The organism is Bartonella sp. CR84HXZ, assembly GCF_042194535.1.
Lineage (GTDB): Bacteria > Pseudomonadota > Alphaproteobacteria > Rhizobiales > Rhizobiaceae > Bartonella > Bartonella grahamii.
This window is the reverse complement of sequence record NZ_JBHIMY010000059.1, coordinates 1-1164: the sequence shown is the minus strand read 5'-3', so window position 1 is coordinate 1164 and position 1164 is coordinate 1. Positions and strand designations below refer to the sequence as shown.

General features: G+C 47.6%; 1 pseudogene. It reads left to right on the top strand.

Features of this window, described 5'->3' with window-relative positions:
- Window positions 1–1164, top strand: a pseudogene (locus ACFIKD_RS09170) (filamentous hemagglutinin); the annotation flags it as partial.

The window sequence follows — 1164 nt, the reverse complement described above, 5'->3', positions numbered from 1 at the left end:
CTTCAAGTTTCAGGGCTAGGGTCAGGCGCTGATATGGCTCTTGAGGCAGGCGGAGAGCTGAAGATTGAGGGGAACGTTTTAGCGCAAGGGAACCTCAAGGTACATGCCGGTGGTGATATCCAAACGCATCTTTTAGCTGGTAGGGTTGATATGGTTCTTGAGGCGGGTGGAGACTTGAGGCTTGAGGGGGATGTTCTAGCGCAAGGGAACCTCAAGGCACATGCCGGTGGTGATATAAAGGCGCAGCTTTTAGCTGGTGGGGTTGATATGACGGCAACGGGTGCTGCTGGTGTTGTTGTTCTTGGCACCCAAGGGGATGTTGATCTCCAGAGCAGTCAAGGTGCGATTGTCGCTGAAAGTGTTTATGGTGCAGGAGATATCACCCTGGTTTCTCATAACGGACTTTCTGTTTCTCAAACAATTCTGTCGCATCAAAATGTTGCCATTCAAGCACAACCAGAAACAAATGCTCCCGTTCATTTTGGGCAACTTTTAGCCTATGGCAAGGCAAATATTGAGGGTGGGGCGGTTGACTTTTCTTCGCTGATGACGGGTGAAAAAGCTGTTTTAAAGGTAGGCAGCCTTGATGCAGGGACACTGATGACAGGTGTCGTTTCTACGGGCGGTTCAGGGGATCTTGTTTTAGATGAAAAGGGCTTTCTTTTGATTACAGCAAAAGAAGGGGTGAAGGTTGGGCAGATTGCCAGTGGTGGCAATATTGAAATTTTTGCTGGCAACGACATTTATTATGATCAGGTCATTGGCTATGGCAACGCAACATTGACATCGGTATCTGGAGAGATCAGTGTTGAGAATGTGCTGTCTACCGAGGGGGATGTGAGATTGACAGCACCGACACTGGATTTAAGCAATAATCGTTCTCATATTTACACGCCGCAAACGCTGTATTTAATTGCAGATCATATTGATGTCTCGGGCAGCGAATTGACTTATGGTGGTTTAGACTTTCAAAGCACCAATGCCCTTGATATTCACAATGCACGGCTACAAGCCGTGACAGATGAGGGAGGGACTGGAGATATTCTCTTTATTGCTCCAAGCGTTATGGTGGATAAGGCAACTTCTGTTTTAGCGGCACGAGATTTCGTGATCAAAACGGGGGAGCTTGGAAATAGCGGTCAATTAGCATCGGGGCAGGATTTA